The 21563-nt window shown below is 70.3% G+C and carries 18 protein-coding genes; all 18 read right to left on the minus strand.

What is annotated here, in order from left to right; translation table 11 throughout:
* Window positions 1-3: 3 nt before the first annotated feature.
* The 18 genes from C9I47_RS14550 to C9I47_RS14635 all read right to left on the minus strand — a co-directional run bounded on the left by C9I47_RS14550 (window position 4) and on the right by C9I47_RS14635 (window position 21544).
* Window positions 4-1254 carry an ABC transporter permease gene (locus C9I47_RS14550; protein ID WP_111267395.1) on the minus strand — a complete coding sequence of 417 codons (1251 nt, stop codon included), beginning with the start codon at window positions 1252-1254 and terminating at the stop codon, window positions 4-6.
* The gene (locus C9I47_RS14555; RefSeq protein WP_190238522.1) at window positions 1251-2534 is read right to left on the minus strand and encodes an efflux RND transporter periplasmic adaptor subunit; all 1284 of its coding nucleotides are present in this window, start codon (window positions 2532-2534) and stop codon (window positions 1251-1253) included. Before C9I47_RS14555 ends, C9I47_RS14550 begins: the two co-directional genes overlap by 4 nt.
* Complete coding sequence (locus tag C9I47_RS14560) at window positions 2531-3544, minus strand: HlyD family secretion protein (protein ID WP_111267396.1); 1014 nt, start codon at window positions 3542-3544, stop codon at window positions 2531-2533. The genes C9I47_RS14555 and C9I47_RS14560 overlap by 4 nt, the downstream gene beginning before the upstream one ends.
* Window positions 3541-4530, minus strand: coding sequence for an HlyD family secretion protein (locus C9I47_RS14565; protein ID WP_111267397.1), 990 nt, complete (start codon window positions 4528-4530; stop codon window positions 3541-3543). Before C9I47_RS14565 ends, C9I47_RS14560 begins: the two co-directional genes overlap by 4 nt.
* Window positions 4520-5194, minus strand: coding sequence for an ABC transporter ATP-binding protein (locus C9I47_RS14570; RefSeq protein ID WP_111267398.1), 675 nt, complete (start codon window positions 5192-5194; stop codon window positions 4520-4522). The genes C9I47_RS14565 and C9I47_RS14570 overlap by 11 nt, the downstream gene beginning before the upstream one ends.
* A gap of 399 nt (window positions 5195-5593) precedes the next feature.
* The gene (gene tkt / locus C9I47_RS14575) at window positions 5594-7600 is read right to left on the minus strand and encodes a transketolase (RefSeq protein WP_111267399.1); all 2007 of its coding nucleotides are present in this window, start codon (window positions 7598-7600) and stop codon (window positions 5594-5596) included.
* 200 nt (window positions 7601-7800) lie between these two features.
* Window positions 7801-9108, minus strand: coding sequence for a dicarboxylate/amino acid:cation symporter (locus C9I47_RS14580; protein ID WP_111267400.1), 1308 nt, complete (start codon window positions 9106-9108; stop codon window positions 7801-7803).
* Between the two features lie 252 nt (window positions 9109-9360).
* Window positions 9361-11049 carry a BatD family protein gene (locus C9I47_RS14585; protein WP_223250161.1) on the minus strand — a complete coding sequence of 563 codons (1689 nt, stop codon included), beginning with the start codon at window positions 11047-11049 and terminating at the stop codon, window positions 9361-9363.
* A gap of 41 nt (window positions 11050-11090) precedes the next feature.
* A complete protein-coding gene (locus C9I47_RS14590; protein ID WP_111267401.1) occupies window positions 11091-12923 on the minus strand; it encodes a tetratricopeptide repeat protein in 1833 nt (610 codons plus the stop codon).
* Complete coding sequence (locus C9I47_RS14595; protein ID WP_111267402.1) at window positions 12920-13957, minus strand: vWA domain-containing protein; 1038 nt, start codon at window positions 13955-13957, stop codon at window positions 12920-12922. Before C9I47_RS14595 ends, C9I47_RS14590 begins: the two co-directional genes overlap by 4 nt.
* Window positions 13954-14409, minus strand: a complete 456-nt coding sequence (locus tag C9I47_RS14600; RefSeq protein ID WP_111267403.1) for a DUF4381 domain-containing protein — start codon at window positions 14407-14409, stop codon at window positions 13954-13956. The genes C9I47_RS14595 and C9I47_RS14600 overlap by 4 nt, the downstream gene beginning before the upstream one ends.
* Window positions 14406-15332 (minus strand): DUF58 domain-containing protein, encoded by a 927-nt coding sequence (locus tag C9I47_RS14605; protein ID WP_111267404.1) that lies wholly within the window; start codon window positions 15330-15332, stop codon window positions 14406-14408. Before C9I47_RS14605 ends, C9I47_RS14600 begins: the two co-directional genes overlap by 4 nt.
* A 13-nt stretch (window positions 15333-15345) precedes the next feature.
* A complete protein-coding gene (locus tag C9I47_RS14610) occupies window positions 15346-16359 on the minus strand; it encodes an AAA family ATPase (protein ID WP_111267405.1) in 1014 nt (337 codons plus the stop codon).
* A gap of 155 nt (window positions 16360-16514) precedes the next feature.
* Window positions 16515-18461 (minus strand): type IV pilus secretin PilQ, encoded by a 1947-nt coding sequence (locus C9I47_RS14615; RefSeq protein WP_111267406.1) that lies wholly within the window; start codon window positions 18459-18461, stop codon window positions 16515-16517.
* 17 nt (window positions 18462-18478) lie between these two features.
* Entirely contained in the window at window positions 18479-19030 is a 552-nt protein-coding gene (locus tag C9I47_RS14620) for a pilus assembly protein PilP (RefSeq protein ID WP_223250162.1), read from the minus strand.
* A gap of 17 nt (window positions 19031-19047) precedes the next feature.
* Window positions 19048-19713, minus strand: a complete 666-nt coding sequence (pilO, locus tag C9I47_RS14625; RefSeq protein WP_111267408.1) for a type IV pilus inner membrane component PilO — start codon at window positions 19711-19713, stop codon at window positions 19048-19050.
* Window positions 19710-20486: a PilN domain-containing protein gene (locus C9I47_RS14630; protein WP_111267409.1), complete on the minus strand. Its 777-nt coding sequence runs from the start codon at window positions 20484-20486 to the stop codon at window positions 19710-19712. Before C9I47_RS14630 ends, pilO begins: the two co-directional genes overlap by 4 nt.
* Window positions 20486-21544, minus strand: coding sequence for a pilus assembly protein PilM (locus C9I47_RS14635; RefSeq protein ID WP_111267410.1), 1059 nt, complete (start codon window positions 21542-21544; stop codon window positions 20486-20488). Before C9I47_RS14635 ends, C9I47_RS14630 begins: the two co-directional genes overlap by 1 nt.
* Between the last annotated feature and the right edge of the window lie 19 nt (window positions 21545-21563).

The following is a 21563-nucleotide window of genomic DNA, read 5'->3' on the forward strand; positions in this document are numbered from 1 at the left end:
CGGTCAATCGTGGCGCAACGCGGCAATCGGATCCAGTTGCGCCGCCTGACGCGCCGGGTATACGCCAAAGCCCAGGCCCACCAGCGCGCAGAACGCCACCGAGACCAGGATCGGCAGCGGCGCCCACGCCACCTGCCAACCGGCGAACAGGGCGATCGCGTAGGCCAGCCCGGTACCGAACAACAAGCCCAGCAGCGCCCCGGCGATGCAGATGACCGTCGCTTCGCGCAGGAACTGGGCGACGACATCGCCGCGGCGCGCGCCCAACGCGCGCAGCAGGCCGATCTCGCGGCGCCGCTCCAGCACGTTGGCCAGCATGATGTTCATGATGCCGATGCCGCCGACAAGCAGGCTGACGCCGGCGATCGCGCCCATCACCACCCGGAAGATGCGCTGGGTCTTCTGGTGCTGCTGGAACAGCTTCTGCGGCACCACCAGGCGATAGTCGGGCATGCCCGCGTGGCGCTGGTCCAGCACGCCCGACAGCACCTTGGCGCCGCCGATCAATTGCGAGGGATCGCCGAGCCGCAGCAGGAAGCGGTCGATCTCGTCCTCGCCGACCTGGAACTTGAAACGCTCCCGCGCGCTGCGCAGCGGAATGAAGACCCGATTGCCCTCCAGACCGAGCTGGACCCCTTCGAACCGGTCCTCGCCCAGGTCGCGCTCGGCCAGCACGCCGACCACCTCCAGCCACACATGGTTGACCTTCAGGTGGCGACCCACCGCATCCCCCTCCGGGAACAGCGCCTGCGCGGCCTGGCGTCCCAGCACCGCGACCGCAGCCAGGCGCGCCTCGTCGGCGGCGTCGAACAAGCGCCCCTGCTCCACTTCCAAGGACGACAGCGAGAAATAATCGGCACTGACGCCGCTGGCCTGGGCGTCGCTCTGGCCGTCGTCGCTGAACACCGCGTGCGTGCGCACCGCCTTCTCCGCGGCGAAGCGCTCGGCGCCGGGCACCACCCGCAATGCGGCACGCGCGTCGTCGACGCTCAGGCCCAGGCTGCGCGCCCGGGTTTCCTTCAGCGCCTGCTCGTCCTGGGCCACCGCCTCCACGATCAGGTTGTGCAGCCCCAGGCTCTCGACCATCCGCAATGCCTCGCGGCGGCTGCCCTCGCCGACCGCCTGCATCGCGACGATCGCACCGACGCCGAAGATCAGTCCGAGCAGGGTCAACAGGGTGCGCAGGCGTCGCCGCCACAGCTCCTCGACGGCCTCGCGCCAGATCAACGGCAAGCGCTGCAGCAAAGCGTTCACGAGGCCTCCCCGGCATCGTCACCGGCAGGATCCGGGGGCGTCGACGCGGGCGCGTCTTCGGCGATGGCGGGCTCGCCGCCGACGGCCGTATCGGCGAGCACCACCCGATCACCGTCCTCCAGACCCTCGATCACCTGCGACCGCGCCGGCCCGCGGACCCCGAGCGTCACCGTGCGCTGGACGATGCCGCCGCCGTCCATGACCGCGACGCGACTGCGGCCATCCTGGCTGGACAACGCGACGTTCGGCACGCTGATCGCCTCCTCCGCCTCCAGCATCACCACCCTCGCCTGCATCCGCTGCCCCGGGACCCATCCGAAACGACGCACCGACGCCGCGTCCAGCGGCGCCTTCATCGACACGTACTTGACCGGGTTGTTGCGCGACACCGTCTTGGCGCTGCTGGCGACCCAGGACAGGGCGGTGACGACCTCCTGGTCGGGCCGGCCCAGCGGGTGCACGACGACCGCCTGCCCGGCCGCCAGTCCCTGCGCCAGCAACTGCGGCAGGCTCAGCTCCACCTCCAGCGCGGCGGTATCGGGCAGGCTGCCGAACTCGTTGCCCGCCCACATCGCGCTGCCGATCGCCGGCTTCTCGCCGGTCCAGTTGGCGGTGAGCATGAACACTCCCGCGTGCGGCGCACGCAGTTCCAGCGCATCCAGGTCGCCCTGGCGGTTCTTCTCGTTCAGCGCATGGGTCGCACGCTGGGCGTCCAGGACCGCCAGCTCGGCACTGCCGCGCTGCTCGGACTGACCCTGCTTCCATTCGAGCACGCCCTGCTTCACCCCCAGGAACTCGGTGTCCTGGACCGCATCCAGCAGCTCGTTGCGCGAGAGCGTCGACAGATCGGCGCTGGCATAGCGTTCGGCGATGCCCAGATCGGTACGGACCTGCGAGAGGTCCACGCCCACCCGGCCCTGCGCCGCCTCCAGCTCGGCCTGCTTGGCCATGCGCGCCAGCGCGTTGCGTTGCAGGTCGACGCGCGCCTGTTCCAGATCCAGCTCGGCGGAGGGCGCGGTGAAGCGGGCGACCAGTTCGCCCTTGTCGACGTGACTGCCGTCGGCCACCATCCACGCCAGCTGCCGTTGCGACCATTGCGCCCCCGGCACCAGCAACGGCGTGGCCTCGCGGGCCTTCAGCTCGCCCTCGACCTCCACCTGCAACCGCAACGGACCGGCCTGCACGCGTTCGACGACCGGCCCCTGCGCATCGCCGGTACAGGCGGACAGGACCAGCGCGGTCGACAGCAGCAGGGGCGCGACAATGGATACCGGTCTCATGAGCCGGCCTCCTGGGCGACGCGCCCCCGCCCGCCGGCGTCCGTCGCCAGCTCGACCCGCACCACCTGACCGGGCTTGAGACCCGCGGGCACGGTGTCGAGGGTGATGTCCAGATCGATCACCGGTACCGGCTGCAGGCGCGACTTGCTGCGCACCGCTCGGCCGACGCCGACCACCCGGCCGCCCAGGGTGCTGCCGGCGCCGCCTTCGATCATCACCCGCACGCGCGTGCCATTGGCGACGTGCAGGAGGTCGCGCTCGGGCAGCGTCGCCCGGACCGCCAGGGTGTTGCCATCCGGGATCTCGGCCACGGCCTGGCCGCGCCAGACCTGCGAGCCGACATCGAATTTCTCGCCGTTCCAGCTGCTCCTGTGCATCATCAGGCCATCGCGCGGGGCGACCAGTTGCAGCGACCCGATGTCCTGCCGCAGCTGCGCGATCTCCGCCTGCAGACGCTCGACCTCGGCGGTCAGCACACGCATCTCCTGGTGCCGCTGTTCCGCCGCCAGCCGCTCGCGTTCGCGCGCCAGGGCCTCCTTGCGCTCCGCCGCCTCGCGCTCGATCACCAACTTGCGGTACTGGACCCCGGCGATGAGCGCCTCTGGTTGCTCGGTCTTGCGCTGCGCCTTCTCCCGGTTCGCGCGCGCTTCGGCCGTGCTCACCTGCTGGTTGCGCTGGCGCTCGGCGTGATCGAGCACCAGGGTGTCGAGACGGGTCTGCTTCTCGTTGAGTTCGCTCTGCTTCGAGACCAGCCGCTTGCTCAGCTCGGCACCGTCGAAGGCCAGCACCGGTTGGCCCTGCGTCACCCGCGTGCCGTCCGGCGCCAGTTGGGTGATGTTGTACTGCCACATGTTGTCCACCGACGGCGGCATCAACGGCGTGGTGCTGCGCGCGTAGACCTCCCCGTCCATGCGGATCGGGGCGGCGACCAGATCCGCCGGAGCGGCCACGCAGAACAGGGCCGCCAGGACCAGCGCGGCCGACACCGGGAGCATGCCGGTCCGTGTCATCGGCCACCTCCGGACGATTCCCCGCCGTCCCGCGGCACCACCCGGACGCTCATGCCCGGCAGCAGCGCGTCGACCGGCGCGGCCTCGGCGAAATCGATATCGATGGCGAAGTAGCGGCCCTCTCCCCACTCCTGCCTGGCCTCGGGCACGCCGGAAATATGCGCGATCCGGCCTTCGCCGGCCTGCTCGGGCAACGCGTCGAAACGCAGGTCCACCGACTGGCCGACCGCCAGCCCGACCCGGTCCGGCTCCAGCGCCCAGGCGCGCACCCTCTGGCGCCCGCCGTCGCTGACGATCTCGCCGACCTTGTTGCCGGGCCAGGACGTCGAGCCCTCGTCGAAACGGGTTCCGCTGCGCGGGTCGAAGCCGTGGACCAGCACACCGTCGCGGTCGGCCCGCACCTCGGCGGTGGCGACCTGGCCGGCATGGTAGTCACGCCGCATCGCCAGTTGCCGGATTTCCAACGTGCCGTCCTCGCGACGGCGGGTCACCGCTGCGCGCGCCTCCTCCAGTTCCTCGCGCTTGAGCGCGGTTTCCCGCGAGGCGCGCTTCAACTCGCCCTGGTAGCGGTCGTGATCCAGCCCGGAGATCAGCTCGCGCGGCAGCTTCGCGTCGATGCGCGCCTTTTCCAGCGCCGCCTCGGCGGCGACCAGGGCGAGCTCGGCGTCGACGCGCTTGACCTCCAGTTCGGCGATCTCCTTGGCGACCTTGGCCTCGGCCTGCTGGATCTGCGCGCTCAGATCGCGCACCTGGGTCGCGGACTGCCCCGCATCGATGCGCAGCACCACCTGTCCCTTCTCGACCCGGGCGCCTTCCGGCGCGTAGTAGCGCAGCACCACCGGCGAGCTGTTCGACGGCGGCGTGAACACCCCCTGCGCATCGACGGCCTGGACCTCGCCGGTCAGCACCACCGCGGCCGCGGGCCATGGGCAGCACAGCACCACCGCCAGCAGCGTCACGATGCGGAGGCGGATGTCAGCGCGCATGGTCGTACTCGATCAGGCCGTCGCGCAGACGGACTTCGCGCGGCGCGCGCGCGGCAATGTCGTTGTCGTGGGTCACCATCACCACGGTCTGCCCGTCGCCATGGACCTCGTCGATCAGCGCGAGCACGTCCGCGGCGGACCTGGAGTCCAGATTGCCGGTCGGCTCGTCGGCCAGCAGCACGGTCGGCCGCATCAACAGCGCGCGGGCGATCGCGGCGCGCTGCATCTGCCCGCCCGACAGCTCATTGGGCCGATGGTCGCGGCGGCCGGCCAACCCGACCCGCTCGAGCAGGTGCAGCGCATGCTCCTGCGACCGCTCCGGCGGCACCCGGCAGAACCGCAGCGGCAACAGCACGTTCTCCAGCACGGTCAATCGCGGCAGCAGGTGGAAACTCTGGAACACGAAGCCGATGCGGCGATTGCGGATGTCGCTGGTGGCCTCGTCGTCCAGCCCGGCGACGTCCTGGCCGTCGATGCGGTAGCAACCGGCGTCGGGCCGGTCGAGGCAGCCCAGAATATTGAGCAGGCTGGACTTGCCCGAGCCCGACGGACCGGTCAGGGCCACGTAGGCACCCGCACCAATGGTCAGGTCGATACCCGCCAGCGCGTGCACCGATTGGCCGTTCATGTCGTAGCGGCGATGGATTCCGGACAGCTCGATCAAGCGCCGTCTCCCCGGCAGCCAGGAAGCACGCAGCGCGATGCGGCGCACCGAAACGGATCAGCGGGTATTGGCGGAAACGGCCCCATCTTGTCTTCCCTTCCTCTCCTTGTTCCTGACCACTGCCACGCGCGGTCGCTACAGCGCGCGCCGCCAAGGCCCATGCTACGGCCGGAACCGCGCCGGGCCCAGAAGGGCATGAACGGCCCCGGCATGAACCGGCCCGCCAGGCTCCATGACAATGATGCTGAAGGGACCGCGAACGTCGCAGGAAGTTCAGGCGCGCGCGAATCCGCCCCTTCCAGGTAGCTTGGCCACCGGGGGTGAGCGGCGGCGACGGCAGGGATGGAAACGAAGATGGCGCCCGAAGGCGCCATCTTTCCGGAGCGATGACAGGGCGACTCAGCCCAGCGACTTCGCGACCTCGACCACGTTGTCGACGGTGAAGCCGAACTGCTGCATCAGCGGCTTGATCGGCGCCGACGCGCCAAAGGTGTCGATACCGACCACGGCACCGTCCAGGCCGACGTACTTGCGCCAGAAGTCGGACACCCCGGCCTCGATCGCGACCCGCTTGCGGCAGGCCTTCGGCAGCACCGTCTCCTTGTAGGCCGCATCCTGGCGCTCGAACACGTCGGTCGAGGGCATCGACACCACGCGCACGCCGTCGCCGAGCCGCTCGGCCGCCTGCATCGCCAGGCCGACCTCGGAGCCGGTCGCGATCAGGATCAGCTGCGGCGCGCCGGCGGGGTCCTTCAGTGTCGCTTCCTTCAGTACGTAACCGCCGCGCGCGATGTCGGCCAACTGCGCATCGCTGCGCGGCTGGTGGTCGAGGTTCTGGCGCGAGAACACCAGGCAGCTCGGGCCATCGGTGCGGACGATCGCCGCCTTCCACGAAACCGCCGACTCGACCGCGTCGCACGGGCGCCAGACGTCGTTGTCGGGGATGTAGCGCAGCGAGGCCAGGTGCTCGACCGGCTGGTGGGTCGGGCCGTCCTCGCCCAGACCGATCGAATCATGGGTGTAGACGTGGATCGCGTGCGCGCCCATCAGCGCGCTCATCCGCACCGCGTTGCGGGCGTAGTCGCTGAACACCAGGAAGGTGGCGTCGTAGGGAATGAAGCCACCGTGCAGATTCAGACCGTTGCTGATCGCGGTCATGCCGAACTCGCGCACGCCGTAGTACACGTAGTTGGCGTCGGCGTCATCGCTGGCGACCGACTTGCTGCCCTTCCACAGGGTCAGGTTGGAATGGGCCAGGTCGGCCGAGCCGCCGACCAGCTCCGGCAGCAGCGGCGCGAACGCCTCGATCGCCATCTGCGAAGCCTTGCGCGAGGCGACCACCGGGCCCTCGGCCTGCAGCTTCGCGATCCAGGCGTCGGCCTGGGCGAGGAAGTCGGACGGCAGTTCGGCGCGCATGCGGCGCTGGAACTCGGCGGCGGCTTGCGGATGCGCCTCGGCATAGGCGGCGAACAGCGCGTTCCAGTCGTTCTCGCGGGCCTGGCCGGCCGCATGCGCATTCCAGGCCTGGCCGATCGCCTGCGGAATCGCGAAGGCATCGTGGTTCCAGCCCAGCGCCTCGCGGGTCGCCTGGACCTCGTCGACGCCGAGCGCGGCGCCATGGCTGGACTCCTTGCCGGCCTTGTTCGGCGAACCGAAGCCGATCGTGGTGCGGCAGCAGATCAGGGTCGGCTTGCCGGTCGAGGCCAGCGCCGCCTCGATCGCCGCCTTGATCGCGGCGGCATCGTGGCCGTCGACGCCGCGGATCACGTTCCAGCCGTAGGCCTCGAAACGCGCCGGGGTGTCGTCGGTGAACCAGCCGTCGGTATTGCCGTCGATGCTGATGTGGTTGTCGTCCCAGAACGCGACCAGCTTGTTCAGCCCCCAGGTGCCGGCCAGCGAGGCAACCTCGTGGCTGATGCCTTCCATCAGGCAGCCGTCGCCGAGGAACACCCAGGTGCGGTGGTCGACGACGTCGAAACCGGGGCGGTTGAAGCGCTGCGCCAGCAGCTTCTCGGCCAGCGCCATGCCGACCGCGTTGGCGATGCCCTGGCCGAGCGGACCGGTGGTGGTCTCGATGCCCTCGGTGACGAAGTTCTCCGGATGGCCCGGAGTGCGGCTGCCGAGCTGGCGGAAGTTCTTCAGCTCCTCGATCGGCAGGTCGTAACCGGCCAGGTGCAGCAGCGCGTACTGCAGCATCGAGCCATGGCCGTTGGAGAGCACGAAGCGGTCGCGGTTGGACCACTTCGGATTGCCGGGGTTGTGGCTGTAGAAGTCGTTCCACAGCACCTCGGCGATATCGGCCATGCCCATCGGCATGCCGGGGTGGCCGGAGTTGGCGGCCTGGACCGCGTCGATGGCAAGGAATCGGATGGCGTTCGCGAGATCGCGGCGGCTGGGCGTCGTCATGGGTTCGGGGCAGTATTGGGAAGCGGGCGGGCGGAGGCGCCCGCGACGCGGGCCGGCGGCCTGGACACGGGCGTCCGGGGCCGGGCCAGGGGGCGGCGGGCGCGCTATTGTCCCATCCGGCGGCGCCGATGTCGCCCCGGGACGCCGCCAGCGGGACCGGAACCCGGGGACATCGCCCGGGAAGCCCCGCCCCGCCGCGTTCAGCCCGCCTGGCGAGCGGCTTCGCGGGCCTCGGCAGCCGCCTCGCTGCGGCCGATCACCACCGAGCCGGCCATGTCGCCGCCGACGTTGACCACGGTCCGGCACATGTCGAGGAAGCGGTCGACGCCGAGGATCAGGCCGATGCCCTCGGGCGGGATCTTGAACATCACCAGGATCATCGCGATCACCGGCAGCGAACCGCCGGGGACGCCGGCCGCGCCGACCGAGCCGAGGATGCACAGCACCAGCACCATCACCTGCTGGACCAGGGTCAGCTCGACGCCGAAGAACTGGGCCAGGAACAACACGGTGATGCCCTCGAACAGGGCGGTGCCGTTCATGTTGGCGGTGGCGCCGAGGGTGCAGACGAAGCGCACCACCCGCCGCGGCACGCCCAGGCTCTCTTCGGTGACCTTGAGCGTGGTCGGCAGGGTCGCGCTGGAGGAGGAGGTCGAGAACGCGGTCAACAGCGCCGGCTCGGCGCCGCGGAAGAACGCCAGCGGCGACATCCGGCCGAAGGTCCGCAGCAGCAGCGGGAACACCACGAAGAAATGGATCGCCAGCGCCAGCACCACGGTGCCGACGTAGCGTGCGAGCTGCACCAGCACGTCGAAGCCGAGCTTGGCGGTGATCGAGAACAGCAGCGCGGCGACCGCGTACGGGGCCAGTTCGATCACCCAGCCGATCAGCTTCAGGCAGATGTCGTACACGCCCTGCACGGTGGAGACGAAGCTGCGGGTGCCCTCGCTCTGGATCACGGTCGCGGCGATGCCGAACATCAGGGCGAAGAACATCACCGCGATCAGGTCGCCATTGGCGGCAGCGGCGACCGGGTTGCGCGGCACGATGTTGAGCAGGATCTGCAGCCCGGACACGCCCTCGCGCTTGCTGGCGACCTCGGTGGCGCGGTCGGAGGCGGCGGCCAGCAGCTCCTGACCGACTTCCTGCGGCAGTCCTCGGCCGGGCTCGAGCACGTTCACGCAGACCAGGCCGATGGTGACCGCGATCGCGGTCACCACCAGGATCCACAACAGCGTCTTGCCGCCGATGCGGCCCAGCGACTTGGCGTCGCCGATCTCGACCACGCCCAGCACCAGCGCCGAGAACACCAGCGGCATCACCAGCATGAACAGCAGGCGCAGGAACAGCTGACCGACCGGGTCGGTGACGTAGTGGATCAGGCCGTCGAGCCAACCGGCCTGACCGACGAAGACATTGGCGGCGATGCCGGCGCCGGCGCCGACGATGAAGCCGATCAGCATGCGGGTGTGCAGCGACAGGCCGGACGTGTTGCTGTTTTCGGTCATGGGCTCGCTTCCGTCGGAACCCGGCGAGCTTAGCAAACCGGCTCAGCGGCCCGCCGGGAGGGTGTGGGAGGAGCGACGCCGGTCGCGAGCGGCGGCACGGTCAGGGAAGCCGCCAGCTCCCGGCGTGGCCGGGAAACGCCCGGGCGGTTCCCGCCGCGCGGGGGTGTGCGCGACGGGGCCGGACGGCACCGCGACGGACGCCGCTCCTGCTGGCCAGTTCGATTGGCGGGGCGATTCGGGTACGCCCGTGGCTCAGGCGCGCCGATCGTCCGGATACAGCGGTGGCAGGGTGGCGTCGGCCGGCGCGGCGATCGCTGCCCAGCGCGGGCCGTCGGCAAATGCCTCGCGCAGGCGCGCGCGCGCCTCGCGGCCGTCGCCATCGGCCCAGCGCGCACGCTGCATCGCGTCCAGCGCGGCGCGCTGGGCCGGGTCGTCCAGGCGCGCCGCCAGATCGTCCAGAGTGTTGACCGGCGGTGTCGCCAACGCGCAGAGGATGCGCGCGACATCGTCGAAACCGCCGGTATCCAGCGCCCGCCGCAGCGCATCGGCCGACGGCCGCAGTGTCGCCGCGGCCGGCCCCGCATCCGTCCGCGCCCCGGCCGCGGCGTCCCGCGCCGGGCCGCGGCGGCCAAGCGCCCACAGCAGGGTCAGCAACCACAGCGCCGCGAACAGCGCCGTCGCCAGCGCCCAGTAGCGGCTGCCGCCATCGGATACCGTGGAGACCGCCAACGGGTCCGTCGCCGGGGTATCCGCATCGGCGGGCAGGTCCGTCACCGCGGGCGCGGGGGACGGGGCCCCCCTGTCGATACCTGCCGTCACCGTCCATGCCAGCGGCGGCAGGGTCGCCGAGCGCGCCTGGCCGGCTTCCACGTCCCACCAGTCCAGCTTCACTCCCGACAGACGGGTCTCGCCGGCGCGGTCGGGGACCAGCGAGAAGCTGCGGGTCCACTTCACCCTGGGCCGGCCATCGACGAAGGTCTCGTCGACCTGCGGCCGTTCCGGGAACACCTGCACGCCCTCGATCGGCGGCAGTTCCAGCTCCGGCATCTGCGACGCGGTGGCGCCGTCGGCGACCGCCTCGATGGTCAGGGTCGCGGCAAGGCCCCGCCGCAGGTCCGACGGGTTGGCGCGATAGCGCAGCTGCAGGTCGTGCAGCGGCAACCACGGCTGCGGCGCGTCGTCCGGAATCGGCCGTACCGTCAGCGTCCGTGGCGCGGCGCGGGCCTGCAGGCTGGCACCGCGGCCACCGAACATGTCGTCGAAGAACCCGGCCGCGCTGCGGCCCTGGAAGGTCGCCGCCGGCACCTGCAGGTCGCCACTGCGCTCGGGCACCAGCAGGAAGCGGCGTTCGATGACCTGGTAATGGCGTCCGGCAACCGTCCGCGAGTACTGGGCATCGTCGCCGACGCGCTGGAACGCCGCCCGTTGCGGCGCCGGCTGGTCGAGGGTGCCGGTCACGATCGGGACCGCCGCGTACAGCCTCACCACCCAGCCCACCGATTGCTGCACATAGGGCTGATCGTGGTCCGGCCCGCTCTCGATGAACACGTCCTCGCCGGCACCGGCCGGCGCTCGCCGCACCGCCGGCGCCACCAGCAACGACAGCGGCGCGGTACTGTCCTTGCCCACCCGCAGCGACGGCACGGTCAGCACGCCATCGCGGCGCGGCCGCAGCGCCACCGCGAACAGGCTGCGGCGGCCACCGCCGTTGCCCAGGGCCATACCGCGCCGGCTGCTGTGCCCGCTGAGGTCGAAGTCCGCCGCCAGCGGCGCGTAGTCCGGGGTCGCGGTCAGCGCATCGGTCTCGATGTTCAGGGTCACGGTCTCGCCCTGCTCGATCTTGTCGCGGTCGAGCCAGGCGCGCGTCGTCGCCGGGGCGCCGAAGGCGGTCGCCAGCAGAGCGAAGCACAGCAACCATGACAGCAGATGACTTGCCGTCACCCGACCGATGAGCGGCGTTGCCGGCGATGGTGTCTGAGGGGTCAAGGCTTGGGACCTCCGGCGCCGCCGTCGCGCTGGCGGCGCTCATGTTCGATTCGGAACTTCTCGCGCAGCAGGCCGCCCGGATCGTCGGGCACCCGTCGCAGCCAGGCTTCGTTGGCGATCCGGCGCTCGCGCTGCTCGGCGGTCTCCTCGCCCGGCGCCGGAGCGGGCGACTGCCGGTCCTGCGCGTCGCCATCCTCCTGGCGAGCCTCCTGCTCCAGGGCCTGCTGCATGCGGCGGCGCTGCGCCTCGTCGGCCGCCTCCTGCGTCTGGCTGTCCTGCGGCGAGGGCGCAGGCGAGGCATCCTCGCCCGTCTCGGGCCCGGCCCCCTCCTGCCCCTCTCCGGCGTCGGAACCCGGGTTTTCCCCGCTTTCAGGCGACGCGTCCGTCTGGCCGTCGCCGCTGTCCCCTCCAGGTTGCCGGCTCGGGTCGGCAGGGCCCTGGTCGGGGCGCTCGCCGCCGTCGGACCCGGAGCCGTCGTCGTCGCCAGAGTCGCCGGAGTCCTGGTCCTCGCCGTCGGACTGAGGTTGCTGTTGCTGCTGCATCGCCGCCTGGACCGCCTCGCGGTTGGCGATCGCGTCCTCCATCCCCGGCTGCAGCTGCAGCGCGCGATCGTAGGCCTCAACCGCCTCCGGGTAGCGGCCGGCCTTGGCAAGCGCGTTGCCTCGGTTGTAGTGGCCGTCGGCGCTGTCGACCTGCTGGTACCCCTCCGCCGCCGCGGCGAAGTCGCCCTTGCGGTAGGCATCGCCGGCTTCGCTCAGGCGACGGTGTTCGAGCTGGTCCGCGCGGCGCCACCAGTCGGCGGCATGGGCCGGAGTCAGCGGCAGCCACAGCCCGACCAGCAGCATCGCCAGCACCGCGCCGCGGCGGAACGCCAGCAACACCAGCAACATCACCGGCGGTATCAGCCAGAAACCCTCGTCGAGCCAGGTGCTGCCACCGCGTGCGGCCACCGGCGAAGCCTCGACACCGCCGCCGTCGAGCACCGCCAGGGCCCGCAGATCGGAGGCGTCGGACGACAGCCGCGCGTAGCGACCGCCTCCGGCGCCGGCGACCCGTCGCAGCGACGCTTCGTCGAACCCGGCGACCGCGGTGCGTCCGGCGACGTCGCGATACATGATCCCGCCGCGGCGCCCCAGCCCGAGCACGGCGACGTCGAAACCGGCCGCGCGGGCGGCGCCGGCCGCCTCGACGGCGCGTTCGTCGGCCTCACCGGCGAGCAGCAGGATCCGGCCCTTCTCGAAGCCGGCCTGCTGCATCAGCCGTACCGCCGCCGCCAGCGCGCGGTCGGCCCGCTGGCCGTCGACCGGCATGATGTCCGGCGACAGGGCGTCGAGGAACAGCGCGACATTGGCGGCATCGTCGGTGATCGGGGCAACGGTAAAGGCATCGTCGGCATAGACCAACAGGCCGACCGGACCGTCGCGTGCGGCCAACAGCGCGCCCAGCTTGGCCCGCGCCTGCGCCACCCTCGACGGTGGCGGGTCGGCCGCCATGCCGGCACTGGAAAGATCCAGCGCCATCACCAGCGGCAACTTGCCCTGCCACAGCGGCTGTTCGACCTGGCGCCAACTGGGGCCGGTCATGGCCAGCACCGCGAGCGCATAGGCCAGCATGCCTGCCAGCGCGCCGAGGCCGCGCACCCAGCGGCGACGGGGACGGTCCCCGCGATCGAGCAGGTGCGGCAGCAGGTGCGCATCGACCGCCTCGCGCCAGACACCGTCTCGACGGCGTCGCAGCGCCCACACCGCCGCCAGCACCGGCAACAATGACAGCGCCCAGAGCCAGTCGGGACGCAGCAGATGCAGGGAGGATAGATCGGGCAGGGTCATTGTCGCCTCCAGCCCGCCAACAGCAGCGACAGCACCGCCAGCACCAGCGCGGCCGCCAACGGCCACGCGTACCGCTCGATGCGCGGACGCAGGGTCGGCCCCGGTCGCTCGACCGGTTCGAGCCGGTCGATCTCGTCGTAGATCCCCGCCAGTTGTTCGGTATCCCGGGCGCGGAAGAAGCGTCCGCCGGTCGCCTCCGAAATCGCGCGCAACGTCGCCTCGTCGATCTCGTCGCCGCCGCCCGGCATCGGCAACTTGAAGCCGAACACCGACATCACGCCATCGCCGCCGAAGGCGACGGTATGCACGCGCACGTCGCTGTCGCGGGCCAGTTCGGCGGCCTTGCGCGGATCCAGCAGGCCGGCGGTGTTGACGCCGTCGGTCAACAGGATCAAGACCCTGTCCTGCGGCGCTCCCGCGCCATCGGAACGTTCGCGCAGGCGCTTGACCGCCAGCCCGATCGCATCGCCGATCGCGGTTTCCTGACCCGCCAGGCCGACCACGCTGTCCTGCAGTTGCTGGCGTACCGATTCGCGGTCCAGGGTCAGCGGCGCCAGCGCATAGGCCCGCCGGCCGAACACCAGCAGGCCGACCCGGTCGCCGGCACGGCGGTCGAGGAAGTCCGCGAGCACCGCCTTGGCAGCGGTCAGGCGGTCGACCGGACGCCCGCCCAGGCTCATGTCCGGTTCCTGCATGCTGCCCGACAGGTCCAGCGCGAGCATCAGGTCGCGCCCGGCCTGCGGCGGCTGCACCGGTTCGCCCAACTGCTGCGGCCGCGCCGCCGCCACGCACAGCAGGGCCCAGGCCAGCCACAGCAACAGGCCGGGACCACGGCCCGGACGCCCCCGCCCGCCGAGCTTGGCGACCTCGCTCAAGCGGGCCGCGTGCGGGAACCGCAGTGCCGCCGCATGGCTGCGGACGGCCGGCAGCAGCCACAGCGCCAGCAATGGCAGCGGCAGGGCCAGCAACCACCACGGCCAGACCAGTTGCAGTTCCGGCCAGGTCTCCCAGGGCATCGCCGCCGCCAGGCTCATCGCGCGCCCATCCATTGCAGGAAGCGCGCGCGCGCCAGGGGCCGCAACTTCGCCACCTGTCCGGCATCGACCTCGCGCCGGTAACCGCCCTCGATCAGCAGTTCGCCGACCTCGTCGGCGAACAGCGGCGTCTCGCCTTGGTCCAGAAACGCCCGCCAGGCGACGCCTTGCAGTCGATCCGCGCCCGGATCGCGCCGTCGCGCGGCGCGGCGCAGCAGCTCGGACATCGCCGCCACCTCCGCCGCCGGCGATGTCGCGGTGGCCAACGCGTCGTCGAACAGCGCCTGGATGCGCGCGCGCCGGCGGCGACGTCGTCGTCGCCACCACAGGACGGCAGCAACGATCGCCAGGACCACCGCGACCAGCAGCCACCAGCCCGGCGCCGGCGGCCACCACGAGGGCGCCGCGGGCTCATGGATGTCACGCAGGACGATGGCGACCGGCATGCTCATGCCACCAACGGCCGCGCGCGTCCCAGCAGCGGTAACCACGCATCGCTGGGATCGTCGGTCGACAACGCCGTCGCGCGCACCCCGCGCACCGGCAGGTTCGCCAATGCCGCCTCGACCGGTTGGACGAACGCCGAACGCCAGCGCGCGCGTTGGGGGGCGCTCGCCAGGTCGAGTTCGACACGGTCGCCGTCCGGTCCCGCCCGCAACGACAACCGGGCCTTCGGCGGCGCCGCTTCGAAGGGGTCGGTGAGCATCAGCACGATGACCTCGTGGTGCTGGGCCAGCACCGGCCAGCGTCGTTGCGGAACCTCCGCGACGCTGGCGGCATCGGCCAGCACCACCAGTCGCGAGCCCGGCCGCAGCAGGCGTCCCGCATGTTCGAGCGCGATGGCCAGGCCAAGATCGTCCGACGGCGGCTGCCGGTACCAGCGCACCAGGCCGTCGAGCACCCGCAGCACCCCGCGGGTGCCAGCCGCGGGTGCCACCGGCGGCTCGCTGTTGCTGCCGCGCAACGCCGCGATGCGATCGCCGTCGCGCGCGGCGACCCAGGCCGCGATCGCGCCCGCGCGCGCCGCCTGCACCGACTTGAATCGGGTCCGGGTGCCGAAGTACAGCGACGGCGCGGTGTCGCCGACGATCAGGGTCAAGCGCTCGCGCTCGGCCTGGAACAACTTGGTATGCGCGCGCCCTGTCCGCGCGGTGAGCCGCCAGTCGATATGGCGCGCATCGTCGCCGGCCACGTACTCGCGCGACTCCGCGTAGTCCATGCCACGCCCGCGCAGCGGCGACAGTGCGGGCCCGCTGACGCCGTAGCGGCCCTTGCGTGGCGGCCGCCGCGCCCCCGCCAGCCGGCGCAGGGCGACCAGTTCCTCCAGCGACGGGACGATGCCCGATGCCCCCTCGGTTGCGACCTTGTCACTCATCGGCGCCGCGCGATCAGGGCAACGGCACCTGTTGCAGCAGCGCCTCGACCAGGCGGCCGCCGTCCCAGCCTTCGGCAGTGGCCTCGTAGCTGGGCAGCACCCGATGCCGCAATACGTCCGGGGCCACCGCGCGCACGTCGTCCGGCGTCACGTAATCGCGCCCCGCCAGCCAGGCGTGCGCCCTCGCGCATCGCTCCAGCGCAATCGAGCCGCGGGGACTGGCGCCCCAGGCAATCCGCCGGCCCAGGTCCGCGTCGTAACGGCCGGCATTGCGCGAAGCCAGCACCAGCTCGATCAGATAGCGCTCCACCGCCGGCGCGACATGCAGTTCGAGCACCGCCGCGCGCGCGGCGAACACGTCCTCGAGCGGGATCCGCGCCGGCGCCGCGGCCGGCGCCGTCATCGCCTCGCGCGCCCGTTCCCGCGCCAGCCGCAGGATCTCGGCTTCGGCCTCGGCCTCGGGATAGCCGATGTGGACGTGCATCAGGAAACGGTCGAGCTGCGCTTCCGGCAGCGGGAAGGTCCCTTCCTGTTCGATCGGGTTCTGGGTCGCCATCACCAGGAACAACTTGGGCAGCGGATAGGTCGCCCGGCCCACGGTCACCTGGCGCTCGCCCATCGCCTCCAGCAGGGCCGATTGCACCTTGGCCGGCGCCCGGTTGATCTCGTCGGCGAGCAGCACCGGGTGGAAGATCGGACCGGCCTGGAACTCGAAGCGTCCCTCCTGCGGCCGCCAGACCTCGGTACCGGTCAGATCCGCCGGCAGCAGGTCGGGGGTGAACTGGACGCGGGCGAAGTCCGCCTCCAGGCGCGAGGACAGCGCGCGGATCGCGGTGGTCTTGGCCAGTCCGGGGGCCCCCTCGACCAGCAGGTGGCCATCGGCCAGCAGCGCGATCAGCAGCCGCTCGATCAGCTGCGCCTGGCCGACGATCTCCGCCGCCAGTCCCTCGCGCAGCGACTTGAAGGTGTCGTGCAGTCGGTTCGATTCTTCGGAAACCGGGGGGGCCGGGATCGCCATGCTGTCCATTCCGTGCTTTACCTGGGACGCGGGAGAGTCCCAGTTTGACTCCATTTTGCCGCGCGGGTTCCGCGGGCTTCATCTTCGATTCAAGCCCGCCAACGCGAGGGCCACGAAAAAAGGGCCCGCAGGCCCTTTTTTCGGCGGTCGGACTTTTTTCGCCGTCAGCCGCGCTGTTCGACGCGCATCACCTTCGGCGTGACCATGATCAGCAGCTCGGCCTTGTCCTTGCTGCGACCCTTTTTCTTGAACAGGTTGCCCAGGAACGGGATGTCGCCCAGGAACGGCACCTTGCTGATGTCCTCGCGATCGGAGAACTCGTAGACGCCGCCGACCACCACGGTCTGGCCGTCCTCGATCAGCACCGCGGTGTTGACCTCGCGCTTGGCGATCTGCGGCACCCGGCCGATACCCGAATCGATGAAGCCTTCGATCTCGTCCTTCTTCACGTTCATGTTCAGGAACACGCGGCCGTCGTGGGTGATCGTCGGGGTCACCTTGAGCTCGAGCAGGACATCCTTGAACTGGACGTTCGGGATCGGAATGTTGTTGCCGCCCTGCTGCGGCGAGATCGTCACGTAGCCGACCTCCTGGCCCTGGCGGATCACCGCTTCGCGCTGGTTGCTGGTGACCACGCGCGGGTTGGAGATCACCTCGCCACGCCCCTCTTCCTGCATCGCCGACAGCTCGATGTCGAGCGCGTAGCCGGCATTGAGGATCTGCAGGGCCAGCGATCCGGCCGGCTCGAGCACGCCCAGATTGCTCATCGGCCCCTTGGTCAGCTCATAAGTCGAGTCTCCGGAAGCGAGCGCTTCGACAAAAGACCCACGCGTAGCGTCATTGTTATCGATCGTGTCGTTGAAGAAGTACTTGCCGTCCTTGTGGCCGGCAATGCCGAAGCGGGCGCCCAGCTCGCGGGCGAAGGTGTCGGTGGCGATCACCACCCGCGCCTCGATCAGGACCTGGTCGACCGGGCGGTCGATCACCCGGATCAGCTCGCGCATCTGCGCGACCTTCTTCGGGATATCGCTGATCATCAACGTATTGGTGCGCTCGTCGGCGACCAGGCGGCCGCGTGGCGACAGGAAGCCGTTGTCGCCCTGGTTACCCCCCTGACCGCCCTGGCCACCACTCTGCCCACCGATGCCCTTGGCCTCGGTCAGCGCCTTGAAGATCTGAGCGGCGTTGTGGTAGTTGATCTGGATGTACTCGGTGATCAGATCGACGCGGTTGTCGAGCGCGATGCGCGCGTCTTCCTTGTCCTGCTCGTACTTGGCGATCTCCGCCTGCGGAGCGACCCAGACCACGTTGCCGTTGCGACGCTTGTCCAGGCCCTTGGCCTGCAGCACGATGTCCAGCGCCTGGTCCCACGGCACGTTCACCAGGCGCAGGGTCACATTGCCCTGCACGGTGTCCGCGGCGACCACGTTGAGTCCCGATTCCTCGGCGATCAACTGCAGCACGGTGCGCACCGGCACGTCCTGGAAGTTGAAGGTGACCGGGCGTCCGGAGTAGGCACGCGAGCTGCTGGCCGAGCGGGTCGCGCCGACCGCGGTGCCGGCACTGGCCGAGCGTGCGGCCGGATCGGCCGCGCGCGGCACGATCTCGACGATGTACTCGGCGCCGGTCTGGTAGGCCATCGACTCGTAGTTGCCCCGGGTGCTCAGGGTCAGCGTCGCGCCGCCGCCGGAGCTGCGGGCCTCGATGCGCTGGACCGGGGTCGCGAAGTCGGTGACGTTCAGCGGACGCTGCAGGCTGGCCGGCAGTTCAGCGTTGGCGACGTTGATCGTCACCGTCGAACCGACCGTGCGCAGGTCGGGGGCCGCGCCCTCGCCACTGAAGCCCAGGATCAGGCGCCCCGCGCCGCCATCGCCGCGCTTGAAGTCGATCTTGGAGACCTCGATCGCCCCGGGCAGCCGCTTGGACGGGTCGGCACTGGTCGCCGGCGCGGTCTGACCGGCCGCCAGTGGCGCGACCGCGACGGTGTCGGTGTGCTGTGCATGGGCGGCGCTGAACGCCGCAAACGCGCCTACGGCGATGCCAAGGCCGGCACTGCGCATCAGCGTTGAGCGCCGGGCCGGCCGCAGGCTTTTGGCGTTGAATACGGTCATCGTGCTATCCCCCAAACTCATTGATCTTCCAACGCGACGGACGCCGGGCGTTCCAGCCAGCCCCCCGCGCCATCCGGCACCAGTTCCACCAGCTCGATGCGATCTTCATGGACAGCGGTCACGCGACCGTCGCTCTGTCCCATGTACGCGCCGGGCCGTACCCGATACGTCACCCTGTCGGGCGCCATCACCAGCGCCACGATGCCGCTGCCGGCCCCGAGGGTGCCCACCATGTCCAGACTGTCGAGCGGGAACTGCTCGAGCGTCTGCTTGCGACGGGTCGAATCCGGACGCGGGCCACTGCCGCCCTGGTCGCGGAATGCACGACTGAACGGATCACGCAGGGCATGAGCCGCGTACTCGAAACTCTCGAACTGCTGCATCACCGGCAGCGGCGGCAACGGCGGCGCCGGTCGCGCCTTCACTTCGGCGATCCACTTCTCGAGATTCGGCGCCTCGCCCGGCGTGCTGGTGATGCCCCGGCCGCAGCCGGCCAGCGCCAGGGCGACGCAGGCGGCCAGTAGCAGCCGTGGCATCGTCCGCGTGGCCTGGATACGGGAACCGGGCATGTTCAGGCTTTCCCCATTCATTTCTTGCCGCCCTCCGCCGCGGGTGTATCGCCGCTCTCGCTGGCCTCGCCCTCGTCCAGGTAACGGTAGGTCTTGACCGTACCGACCAGCTCCAGCGGGCTGTTGGGCCCGATCACGGCACCCTTGTCCTTGCCGGCCGGCTGCAACGAGATGTCATGCATGGTCATGATGACCACGCGCGGCAGCGAAGCCACGCCGCTGACAAACGCGCCGAACTGGTGGTAGCTGCCCACCATGCGCAGTGCGATCGGCTTCTCGGCGTAGATCTCCTTGATTTCTTCCGGCCGCGGCTCGAACAGCTCGTTGCTGATGCCGGTCGCCAGCGCGGTCTGCGAGATGTCGACGATCAGGTCCGGCATCTCGGTCTTGCTCGGCAGCTGGCGCAGCATCTGCTGCAACTGCTGCTCCATTTGCACGAGCTGCTGCTTCAGCGGCTCGAGGTTGGCGGCCTTGCCCTGCTCGTCGACGAACTCGTCGCGCAGTTCGGACTCGGTCTTCTCCAGCCGCTGCAGCTGCTCGCGCTTGTCGGTGACGACCAGGTACCAGGTCAGGCCGACGATGATCAGGCCCAGCAGCACGCAGAAGCCGATCTTGGCCTGCTGCGGCCAGGACCCCATGTTGTTGAAGTCGAGCTCCCGCAGGGACATCTTCTTCTGGCTCATGACGCGGCTCCGGTTGCGGGCTCAGAGGCGGCGGGCGCGGCTTCCGGCTCAGCCGCCGGAGCGGACTCCTCGGCCGGCGCTTCGGCGGCGGGCTCGGCAGACTCGGCAGCGCCGGCGGGCTCGGCCGCGGCATCGGCCGCCGGCGCGGCTTCCGCCTCGCCTTCCGCCGCCATCGCCGGCTGCTCGATCGGTGCGTCCGGAATGCCGTCGCCGTCCTCGTCCTTGGGCGCGTTCGGGTTGTCCAGGGTCACGCTCAGGCTGAACTCGTACGGCAACCCCTTGTCCTCACCCTTGGCCTCGATGATCGACAGGTCGGGCTTGGTCATCCAGCCGGAGCCTTCCAGGTTGCGCATATAGGTACTGACGCGGGAATTGGACTGCGAGCGGCCAGTCAGGCTCAGCGTCTTGTCGTCCTGCTTGATCGAGGTCAGGATCACGCCGTCGGGAATGGTCCTCACCAGCGAGTCGAACAGGTGGACCATCTGCGAGCGGTTGGCCTGCAGGCCCTCGATGGCTTCCTTTCGCGCCAGCAGCTTGGCCTTGGTGGCCTCCAGCACGTCGATCTCCTCGTTGATCTTCTTGACCTCGGCGATCCGGTCCTGGAGATACTTGTTGCGGAGATTCTGGCCGCTGATCTGGCTGTTGTAGTAGCTGACGATCAAGAAAGACAGCGCGATCGCGGCCAGCGCCGACAGCGCGACCATCACGCCGAATTCCTTCTGACGCTGCTTGCGCCGCTCGGCGCGCCACGGGAGCAGATTGATTCTTGCCATCAGTCGAAGCTCCTCAGTGCGAGGCCGCAGGCGATCATCAGCGCCGGCGCGTCCTGCGCCAGAGCGTGGGCCTGGACACGTTGGCCGAGGGTCATGTTCGCGAGCGGGTTGGCGACCATCGTCGGCACACCCAGCTGCTCTTCGACCATCTGGGCGATGCCCTGGATCGACGCGCAGCCGCCGGCCAGCACGATCTGGTCGACGCGGTTGAACTCGCTGCCGGCATAGAAGAACTGCAGCAGACGGCTGACCTGCTGGGCCATCGCCTCCTTGAACGGCTCAAGGACCTCGACCTCGTAGCTCTCCGGCAGCCCGCCCTGGCGCTTGGCCAGGCCGGCCTCCTCGTAGCTCAGGCCGTAGCGGCGCATGACCTCGTCGGTCAGCTGCTTGCCGCCGAACACCTGCTCGCGGTTGTAGATGCTGCGTCCGTTGCGCAGCACGTTGAGCGTGGTCATGGTCGCGCCGGCGTCGATCAGCGCCACCAGGCCGTCGCGCGGCCCGCTGAGCTGCTCGGCGATCAGGGCGAACGCGTTCTCGACCGCGAACGCCTCCACGTCCATGACCTTCGGAATCAGCCCGCCCAGCTCCAGCGCGGACGCGCGGACCTCGACGTTCTCGGCACGCGACGCCGCCAGCAGCACCTGCACGGTCTCGTTGTTGCCCGGCACCGGCCCGAGGACCTCGAAGTCGAGGTTCACCTCCTCGATCGGATACGGCACGTAGTTGACCGCCTCCAGCTCGATGGCCGACTCCATCTCGTCGTCGTCCAGGTCGGACTGCATCGGGATCACCTTGGTGATCACCGACGAGCCCGCGACCGCGGCGGCGGCATGACGGGCCCGGGTCCCGGATCTGGACACCGCGCGTTTGATCGCCTCGCCGACGGCCTCGACCTCGACAAGGTTCTTCTCGATCACCGCATTCGGCGGCAACGGCTCGACCGCATAGTGGTCGACCCGATAGCGATTACCCGACCGCGACAGCTGCAGCAGCTTGACGGCAGTCGAACTGATGTCCACGCCGACGAGCGCCGGCTGGCTTTTTGTGATGACTCCCACGATCTTCTCCCCATGCCAC

Origin of the sequence: Marilutibacter maris, from assembly GCF_003233695.1 — a bacterium.
Classification (GTDB): Bacteria; Pseudomonadota; Gammaproteobacteria; order Xanthomonadales; family Xanthomonadaceae; genus Marilutibacter; species Marilutibacter maris.

Coding starts and splice junctions, on each gene's coding strand:
- C9I47_RS14555 (WP_190238522.1), bottom strand. CDS start 2,534: ATGAGACCGGTATCCATTGTCGCGCCCCTGCTGCTGTCGACCGCGCTG.
- C9I47_RS14560 (WP_111267396.1), bottom strand. CDS start 3,544: ATGACACGGACCGGCATGCTCCCGGTGTCGGCCGCGCTGGTCCTGGCG.
- C9I47_RS14565 (WP_111267397.1), bottom strand. CDS start 4,530: ATGCGCGCTGACATCCGCCTCCGCATCGTGACGCTGCTGGCGGTGGTG.
- tkt (WP_111267399.1), bottom strand. CDS start 7,600: ATGACGACGCCCAGCCGCCGCGATCTCGCGAACGCCATCCGATTCCTT.
- C9I47_RS14580 (WP_111267400.1), bottom strand. CDS start 9,108: ATGACCGAAAACAGCAACACGTCCGGCCTGTCGCTGCACACCCGCATG.
- C9I47_RS14590 (WP_111267401.1), bottom strand. CDS start 12,923: ATGACCCTGCCCGATCTATCCTCCCTGCATCTGCTGCGTCCCGACTGG.
- C9I47_RS14595 (WP_111267402.1), bottom strand. CDS start 13,957: ATGAGCCTGGCGGCGGCGATGCCCTGGGAGACCTGGCCGGAACTGCAA.
- C9I47_RS14600 (WP_111267403.1), bottom strand. CDS start 14,409: ATGAGCATGCCGGTCGCCATCGTCCTGCGTGACATCCATGAGCCCGCG.
- C9I47_RS14605 (WP_111267404.1), bottom strand. CDS start 15,332: ATGAGTGACAAGGTCGCAACCGAGGGGGCATCGGGCATCGTCCCGTCG.
- C9I47_RS14610 (WP_111267405.1), bottom strand. CDS start 16,359: ATGGACAGCATGGCGATCCCGGCCCCCCCGGTTTCCGAAGAATCGAAC.
- C9I47_RS14615 (WP_111267406.1), bottom strand. CDS start 18,461: ATGACCGTATTCAACGCCAAAAGCCTGCGGCCGGCCCGGCGCTCAACG.
- C9I47_RS14620 (WP_223250162.1), bottom strand. CDS start 19,030: ATGCCCGGTTCCCGTATCCAGGCCACGCGGACGATGCCACGGCTGCTA.
- pilO (WP_111267408.1), bottom strand. CDS start 19,713: ATGAGCCAGAAGAAGATGTCCCTGCGGGAGCTCGACTTCAACAACATG.
- C9I47_RS14630 (WP_111267409.1), bottom strand. CDS start 20,486: ATGGCAAGAATCAATCTGCTCCCGTGGCGCGCCGAGCGGCGCAAGCAG.